The 8,073-nt window shown below is 34.9% G+C and carries 10 protein-coding genes and 2 tRNA genes; 4 read left to right on the top strand and 8 right to left on the bottom strand.

Annotation, left to right across the window (positions count from 1 at the left end; genetic code table 11):
• From P8M54_RS14700 to P8M54_RS14690, 3 genes are all read left to right on the top strand, one after another.
• A partial coding sequence (locus tag P8M54_RS14700) for a protein-glutamate O-methyltransferase CheR (protein ID WP_300288750.1) occupies positions 1 to 803 on the top strand: 803 nt, incomplete at its 5' end.
• The gene (locus P8M54_RS14695; protein ID WP_300288749.1) at positions 803 to 1,363 is read left to right on the top strand and encodes a chemotaxis protein CheB; all 561 of its coding nucleotides are present in this window, start codon (positions 803 to 805) and stop codon (positions 1,361 to 1,363) included. The genes P8M54_RS14700 and P8M54_RS14695, both read left to right, overlap by 1 nt.
• Positions 1,350 to 2,447: a hybrid sensor histidine kinase/response regulator gene (locus P8M54_RS14690; RefSeq protein ID WP_300288748.1), complete on the top strand. Its 1,098-nt coding sequence runs from the start codon at positions 1,350 to 1,352 to the stop codon at positions 2,445 to 2,447. The genes P8M54_RS14695 and P8M54_RS14690 overlap by 14 nt, the downstream gene beginning before the upstream one ends.
• Positions 2,448 to 2,553: 106 nt before the next feature.
• On the opposite strand, the gene P8M54_RS14685 is transcribed toward P8M54_RS14690, so the two are convergent.
• From P8M54_RS14685 to idi, 7 genes are all read right to left on the bottom strand, one after another.
• Positions 2,554 to 2,627: transfer RNA gene (locus tag P8M54_RS14685), tRNA-Thr, on the bottom strand.
• A 139-nt stretch (positions 2,628 to 2,766) separates the two neighbouring features.
• Positions 2,767 to 2,840: transfer RNA gene (locus P8M54_RS14680), tRNA-Thr, on the bottom strand.
• Between the two features lie 78 nt (positions 2,841 to 2,918).
• Positions 2,919 to 3,185: a hypothetical protein gene (locus tag P8M54_RS14675; RefSeq protein WP_072944384.1), complete on the bottom strand. Its 267-nt coding sequence runs from the start codon at positions 3,183 to 3,185 to the stop codon at positions 2,919 to 2,921.
• A 57-nt stretch (positions 3,186 to 3,242) separates the two neighbouring features.
• A complete protein-coding gene (locus P8M54_RS14670; protein ID WP_300288745.1) occupies positions 3,243 to 4,205 on the bottom strand; it encodes a type I phosphomannose isomerase catalytic subunit in 963 nt (320 codons plus the stop codon).
• A 58-nt stretch (positions 4,206 to 4,263) separates the two neighbouring features.
• A complete protein-coding gene (locus tag P8M54_RS14665; protein WP_300288744.1) occupies positions 4,264 to 4,722 on the bottom strand; it encodes a peroxiredoxin in 459 nt (152 codons plus the stop codon).
• On the bottom strand, positions 4,722 to 5,132 hold the full coding sequence (locus P8M54_RS14660; protein WP_300288742.1) for a 6-carboxytetrahydropterin synthase: 411 nt from the start codon (positions 5,130 to 5,132) through the stop codon (positions 4,722 to 4,724). Before P8M54_RS14660 ends, P8M54_RS14665 begins: the two co-directional genes overlap by 1 nt.
• Before the next feature lie 34 nt (positions 5,133 to 5,166).
• Positions 5,167 to 5,694, bottom strand: a complete 528-nt coding sequence (gene idi, locus P8M54_RS14655) for an isopentenyl-diphosphate Delta-isomerase (RefSeq protein WP_300288741.1) — start codon at positions 5,692 to 5,694, stop codon at positions 5,167 to 5,169.
• 368 nt (positions 5,695 to 6,062) lie between these two features.
• Here idi and P8M54_RS14650 point away from each other — a divergent pair, with 368 nt between their 5' ends.
• Entirely contained in the window at positions 6,063 to 7,370 is a 1,308-nt protein-coding gene (locus tag P8M54_RS14650; RefSeq protein WP_300288740.1) for an amidohydrolase, read from the top strand.
• Positions 7,371 to 7,435: 65 nt separating this feature from the next.
• Here P8M54_RS14650 and P8M54_RS14645 read toward each other — a convergent pair.
• Positions 7,436 to 8,073: FAD-dependent protein (locus P8M54_RS14645; RefSeq protein WP_366525158.1), on the bottom strand; the 638-nt coding region annotated here is incomplete at its 5' end.

The raw sequence follows: 8,073 nt of genomic DNA, 5'->3' as shown, positions 1-8,073 counted from the left end.
TATCTGACTTAGACGAATTGCTCTTTGCAATACAAAAGCGATTTGATTATGATTTTTCTAATTATTCTAAAGCGTCAATGCTTAGGAGAATTAATCGGTTTATGGACTTAAACGGAATGAAAAATAGTGTGGATTTGACCTTTGAGCTTGTCAATAATCCCATCATTTTTAAAACGTTTATTAACGAAATTGTAGTGAATGTTAGTGAGTTTTTTAGAGACCCTAGTTTTTACAAATCATTAGTAGATAGCGTTTTTCCCTATTTAGACAGCTATCCTAATATTACTATTTGGAGTGCAGGCTGCTCTTTTGGTGAAGAGACGTACTCACTCAATATTTTATTAAAAGAAAACAACCTTATTCATAAAACACGATTATACGCCACTGACATTAGCAGTAATGCAATCGAAAAATCGCGCAAAGGCATATACTCTAACATCAACTTTAAAGAATACACTAAAAACTATTTTGACTGTGGTGGAAAAAACTCTTTAAACGATTATTTCGTATCTGATGGAAGGGATTCAATTATTAATTCAGAATTAAAGGAAAACATATTATTTACCAATCATAATTTAGTTACTGACGGCGTGTTTAAGGAATGCCAACTTATATTATGCCGCAACGTATTAATCTACTTTGATAATGAATTACAAGACAAAGTTTTAAAACTATTTTACGCTAGTTTACCTATTCATGGTTTCTTAGTGTTAGGTAAAAAAGAATCATTACGTTTTAGTAGTATTTATGATAATTTTAAAGAGATCGATGCAAATGAGAAAATATATCAAAAAATAAAATAATGGCAGAGGTAATTCTTATTGGTGGATCAGCAGGCGCATTCAATTGTATAATCTCAATTTTAAAAGGAATTGACAGATCATTAGATATACCTATTGTTGTCATTTTACATCGATTAAAAAACGCCGAAACTAACTTTGAATCTATTTTAAAAATGAATACCCATTATACTGTAAAAGAAATCGAAGATAAAGAACCCATTCAAAGGGGAATGCTCTACACAGCACCGCCAGACTATCACGTATTCCTGGAAGAGGATCGTACTCTTTCATTGGACGTTTCTGAAGCCGTAAATTATAGCCGCCCTTCAATAGATGTGATTTTTGAATCTTTTTCTTTGGTATTGAAAGAAAAATGCATGGGTATCCTTTTATCAGGAGCGAATGGTGATGGAGCAAAAGGTTTGCAACTCATGGCTGAATTAAATGGTACAACAGTCATACAAGATTGCATAGAAGCTGACTTTAATAACATGCCCAAAGCTGCAAAAGCTAGATACAAACAACACCAAGAACTAACCATAGAAAATATTATAAAATTACTTAATAATGAGTACAAGTAAAAAAAAGCACACTTTATTATTGATTGACGACATGCCAGCCAATTTGATTTCTTTAAAAAGTATGCTAGAAAATGAGAACCGAGAAATCATTTGTTGCTTATCTGCCAATGAAGGCCTACAAGTATTATTAAAAGAAAAAATTTCTTTAATTCTAGTAGATGTTCAAATGCCAGAAATGGATGGTTACGAATTTGTGGAAATTATAAAACAACACCCTAATACCTCTAATATCCCCACAATTTTTGTAACTGCAATAAGCGATGAACCAAAACATATTAATAAAGCATATGATTTAGGAGCTATTGATTTTTTATTTAAACCATTAGTAACTGAGGTAACTCGAAAAAAAGTAGAATCATTTCTTAAAATTTGGGATTATGACCAAGAATTAAAAAAAGTAAACGACCAACTGCTGCAAAAAAATAAAGAACTAGAACAATTCGCTAACATAATTGCTCACGATTTAAAAACCCCACTAGGCAACATTAAATCATTGATAGAGTTTATTGAGGAAGATCACATTCTAGACCTAAACGAAGGTGCTTCAGATTTATTTGAAATGGTAAAATCATCCGCATCTTCCATGTCAAAATTAATTGATGATTTGCTTTATTATTCTAAAAATGTAGAGAATAACGAAGGGAAAATGGCTGTACAAATTGAAGCAGAAGTCGATGCTGTCATTAAATTAATCCGTATTGATAACGAGATTCAAATTGATAAAATTAATTTAAATCACAGGATAGCGTTTCAACCCATCGCCTTTAAACAAATTATTCAAAATTTAATTTCGAATGCCATTAAATACAACGATAAGGAAATAACTAAAATTACGATTACCTACTCCCAAGAAGAAAGAACGATTACAATCCAAGATAATGGACCTGGTATTCCAGCAGGACAAGAAACAAAAGTCTTTGACATGTTTTATACTTTAGGCCAAACTTCAAGAGGTGATTCAAGTACAGGAATTGGATTGAACCTAGTAAAAAAATTAGCGGAACGCAATAACGCAACGGTCCATTTTAACACGAATAGATCAGAAGGAACTGAAGCTGTTATATCCAATATAGAGCAACGTTAAAAATAGCTTAAAATGCAAAAAAAGGAATTAGATGAACTCTAATTCCTTTTTTTATAGTAGCGATCAAAAAAAAAACCACCTAACAAAGTTAGATGGTTTTACGATGAGCCGGCGGAGGGACTCGAACCCACGACCTGCTGATTACAAATCAGCTGCTCTAGCCAACTGAGCTACGCTGGCGTCTCATTTCGAGTGCAAATATAATGATGAATTTTAATTCTCCAAAGTAAAAGTTATTTATTTTAAAATTCTTTTTTTACCTCTAAAAAAGAGCCAAAATAAAAAAACCACCTAACAAAAGTTAGATGGTTTTACGATGAGCCGGCGGAGGGACTCGAACCCACGACCTGCTGATTACAAATCAGCTGCTCTAGCCAACTGAGCTACGCTGGCGTCTCATTACGGGTGCAAATATACAGATCAATTCGTGTTTTCCAAATAAAATCTATATTTTTTTATCGTTTTTTTCAACTACAATTCGTTGATTTTAGCAATCAATTGATTTGCAGTTTGTTCCAATTCTACATTGATTTGTTTGAAGTGTGCTTTTTTGTTTTCAACATTTTTAGCATTCACTTTTGCGATCAAAACATCAAAAGCAGCGATAGCTTCGTCAATTAAATCATTAGTTTCTGTTGTTGGTTTTCCAGTTGTAGAAATTTCGAACAAGTAAACTGCTTCAATAATATCTCCAAGTACGTAGTTAATGTCTTTTTTTAAATTCTTAACGTTTGCCATTTTTATTTAAATTTTAATTTGCGTTTGCAAAAGTACATATAATCTTTCTATTAGCGACTATGAAATGTAAATTTCTAAAATTGAAGCTTTTCCATTTAAAAGATAGGATGGAATCGCGGCTGGAATCAAAACCGTATCACCTGTTTCATAGCGGTAACTAACAGCATCATAGTCAATTGTAAAACTACCTGCTACACACATATAAACTCTAAAAGAAGCAGTAGTTTTATCCACTAGTAACTCCCCATCTAGCGGAATAAAATTAGTTGTAAAATAAGGACAGTCCACAATAGTGTTCGACTCGTTAACCAAATCCGTATATGGTTTGCGAGTATCAATTTTATTATAATTAATTGCATCTAATGCTAAATCAATATGCAACTCTCTTGTAGCTCCATTAGCATCTTTTCTATCAAAATCATATAAGCGATACGTGATATCGGATGTTTGTTGAATTTCGGCTATTACCAATCCAGCTCCAATAGCATGTACGGTTCCTGTTTCAAGAAAAAAAGCATCTCCTTCCTTAACTTTTACAGTATCAAGAAGAGAAAGCAATTGTTTATTATCTAAATGCGCTACATACTCAGCTGCATTAGAATCTTTTTGAAATCCTACAATAAGACGCGCATCAGCATCTGCTTGCATGACATACCACATTTCAGTTTTACCAAATGAGCTGTGTCTTTCTTGCGCTAAAGCATCATTTGGATGCACTTGAATAGATAAATCTTCCCTAGCATCAAGGAGTTTAAATAATAACGGAAACTGTTTGCCAAAAGTCTCATATACTGAACTACCAAGAACTTCTATTGGCGACGCATTGATAATATCTACAAGTGTTTTCCCTTTTAGAGCACCATTAGATATCACACTTATGTCACCTTCAACAGCAGACAGCTCCCAACTTTCTCCTGTAGTATTTGAGCTAATGGATTTATTAAGAAGTGTTTTTAGCTTTTCTCCTCCCCAAATTCTCTCTTTTAAAATGGGTACAAACTGTAAAGGGTATAAATACATACTAAAGATTTATTAAGGCAACACCTAGATTAAAGACAACAAAGATAGGTACTGATTTTTACTTTACAGCGCTTTTAATAGCTCTTAGTGCTTTTGGAATATGATTAGCAGCCATCATATTATTGAAAATCATAATAATAATTCCGTTTTTGTCCGCTACGTACGTAACTCTACCCGGCAACATACCAAACAAAGCTTTTGGTACTCCAAATAGTTTTTGGATTTTTTTATTCTCATCAGATAGCAGAATAAACGGTAATTTATATTGCTTTTGGAATTTTTCATGAGAGGCTAGACCATCGCTACTGATTCCGATAACTTCAGCACCTAATAGTTGAAAATCCTCATATCTATCTCTAAAACTACAAGCTTGAGCTGTACATTGAGAGGTGTTATCTTTTGGATAAAAATAAATAACTACAGGCGTTTGACCAACTACTGATGAGCTGGAAAAAGTAGAACCATCTACTCGCAATGCTGAAAAATCAGGAATTTTATCTCCTACTTGTAGTGCCATTATATTCCTTTATAAGTTACAAAATTGCGTGGTGTTTCATAGAGAACAACTTCTAGATCAAATATTTCTTCCATTTTGACCCTTAGTTTATTCCAAATCACAACCGCTATATTTTCGGCTGTTGGATTTAAATCTTGAAAATCAGGAACGTCTAAGTTCAGGTTTTTGTGATCAAATTTATTTTCTATTTCTTCTTTGATCAGATCAGCCAAGATTTTTACATCCAGTACAAAACCAGTTTCAGGATCTATATCACCGGTTACATTAACGATTAATTCGTAATTATGTCCATGATAATTAGGGTTATTACACTTACCAAAAATAAGGTCGTTTTTTTCAAAAGTCCAATCTTTTCGATATAATCTGTGCGCTGCGTTAAAATGTGCTTTTCTACTTATTGTAACCCTCATCGTGATTTATTGTTATAAAAAATTATAGAAACCTTTAAATTTTGTGGTCTTCCAAGAAATGATAGAATTCATCAAAAATAATCTTGAACCACACTGTATATTGCTCTGGAGAAGAAACCATATCTGCTTTGACGTCATCAATTCCCATCCATTTCCACGCTTCAACTTCTTCGGGATTTATTGACGGGGCTTCATTATAATAGCCAATCATCACATGATCCAATTCATGCTCTGTCAAGCCGTTATCAAACGGAGCTTTGTAGATAAAATGGAAAAGCTCTTTCAGTTCAGCCTTAAATCCCATTTCTTCGTATAAGCGACGGCTGCCCGCCTGAATATTGGTTTCACCAGCGCGTTGATGACTACAACAGGTATTAGTCCATAACAAAGGCGAATGATATTTATGATGCGCTCTTTGCTGCAGCATGATTTCATTTTTACTATTTAAAATAAAAACTGAAAAAGCGCGATGCAAAACTGCTTTTTCATGAGCTTCTAATTTTGGCATAAGCCCAATTTGTTCGTCTTGCTCGTTTACTAATATTACGTTTTCTTCTATCATAGGATTGTTTAGCCCAACAAAAATACAAAAAAAAGGCAGACATCATCGTGCCTTTTAACGTTCTATTTCGAATTGTTCAACAGTTGCTATTGTGGGTTTTTAATCTATTTTACAAAGTACAATCAATCAAATCTAAAATTTATTTCTACCATTTATCAAAGTTCAATTATTGCGTTTTACAAAGTTAAACGACAAAATCATAGTTGGCAATTCAGTATTCAAGTCAATCCTCTTTTAACTAGTACGACTTTACAGAAAAAACAAAACTAACTATCACAACTCCATAGCTTAAAAATAGTTTTTGCCTATATTTGTTTGATTCCCTTTAAGGTCAAACCGATAATAAAACGTTTCTAAACTAAACCAACATGAACAAAATTATAGCAAGTAGTATTCTTCTTCTAACAATCTATAGCGGTAACGCTCAAAACAGCGCATTAAAAACAAAGATCAGCACCAAAGCCAAGGCAATCGAATCCAAAGTAATTGAGTGGAGAAGAGACTTTCACCAGAATCCAGAATTGGGTAATCGCGAATTTAAAACTGCTGAAAAAATTGCTGCTCATTTACGATCACTTGGAATAGAGGTTCAAACTGGCGTTGCAAAAACAGGCGTTGTTGGAATATTAAAAGGGGGAAAACCTGGTCCTGTAGTAGCGCTAAGAGCCGATATCGATGCCTTGCCTGTAAAGGAAAGAGTAAACATTCCGTTTGCGTCAAAGGTGGAGGGAGAATATAACGGACAAAAGGTTAGCGTCATGCACGCTTGTGGTCACGACACTCATACCGCAATGCTCATGGGAACGGCAGAAGTTTTAGCCTCGATAAGAAAAGACCTAAAAGGAACTGTGAAATTTATCTTTCAACCTTCAGAAGAAGGTGCTCCTGATGGCGAAGAAGGTGGAGCCGAATTGATGGTAAAAGAAGGTGTTCTTTTGAATCCTAAAGTTGATGTTATATTTGGATTACATATTAATGCCCAAACTGAGGTAGGCACTATAAAATACCGTCCCGAGGGAACAATGGCTTCTTCTGATTGGTTCAAAATAAAGATTACTGGTAAACAAACACATGGTGCCTATCCTTGGTTGGGTATCGACCCAATTGTAACTGCTTCGCAAATTGTTCTTGGTTTGCAAACAATCATCAGTAGAAATCTAAATATCGCCGAAACTGGTGCAGTAATTAGTGTAGGTAAAATTGATGCTGGAGTTCGAAGCAATGTCATTCCTGAGGAATTGACCATGAACGGAACAATTCGCACCCTGAATAGTAACGTACAAGACATGATTCATAAAAGAGTAAAAGAAGTCGTAACCGCAATTGCAGAAAGCGCAGGAGCTCAAGCGGATATTGCTATTACAAAACAAACTCTGGTAACCTACAACGATCCCAATTTAACCGAAAAAATGCTACCAACATTGAGAGCTGTGGCAGGAAAAGACAAAGTACTATTTACTCCAGCTGTTATGGGAGCTGAAGATTTTTCATTTTACCAAGATAAAATTCCTGGTTTGTACTTCTTTATAGGTGGTGCTCCAAAAGGAAAACCAATTTCAGAAACGGCACCTCATCATACACCCGACTTTTATATCGATGAAAGCGGATTTGTATTGGGTGTAAAAACAATGGCAAATCTTGCCGTAGATTATATGGAAATGCAATCAAAAAAATAACTACCTAAACTACTTTTCCAGCGCTTACCAAAACGTAAAAGCTGGAAAAGTAAAAATTGATTTGATTAGTGATTTAACACGCTACCTCCTAATGAAGCAGCGATCATTTGCGCACATTTTTCCCCATCTATAGCAGCAGAAATGATTCCGCCAGCGTAACCCGCTCCTTCACCACAAGGATACAGTCCTTTTATTTGCAAATGCTCAAAAGTTATTGGATCTCGGGGGATACGAACCGGTGACGAAGTTCTTGATTCAGGTGCATGCAAGATAGCTTCGTTGGTCAAATAGCCCCGCATGTATTTTCCAAACTCCGTAAATCCCTCCCGTAATATTTGCGTTAAAAAACCAGGAAAAACTTGACCTAATTCCACTGATGTGGTACCAGGAACATATGATGTTTTAGGAATATCAGTTGAAATTTTCGTCTTTGTAAAGTCAATCATGCGCTGCGCAGGTACTTTTTGAGTTTCCCCTGCAAGCTGCCACGCTTTTTGCTCTATACTTTTTTGGAATTCTAAACCAGCCAGAGCACCATACTTCGCAAAAGGTTTATAATCTTCTAGTTTTAATTCAACTACAATTCCAGAGTTTGCAGTCGCTTGATCTCTTTTAGACGGCGACCATCCGTTAGTAACAACCTCGCCCGGACTTGTCGCACAAGGCGCAATTATTCCGCCGGGACACATACAAAAAGAGTACA

This window comes from Flavobacterium sp., assembly GCF_029242675.1.
Taxonomy (GTDB): Bacteria; Bacteroidota; Bacteroidia; order Flavobacteriales; family Flavobacteriaceae; genus Flavobacterium.
Note: the sequence above shows the minus strand (reverse complement) of the source record. Positions and strands in the feature narration are given on the sequence as shown.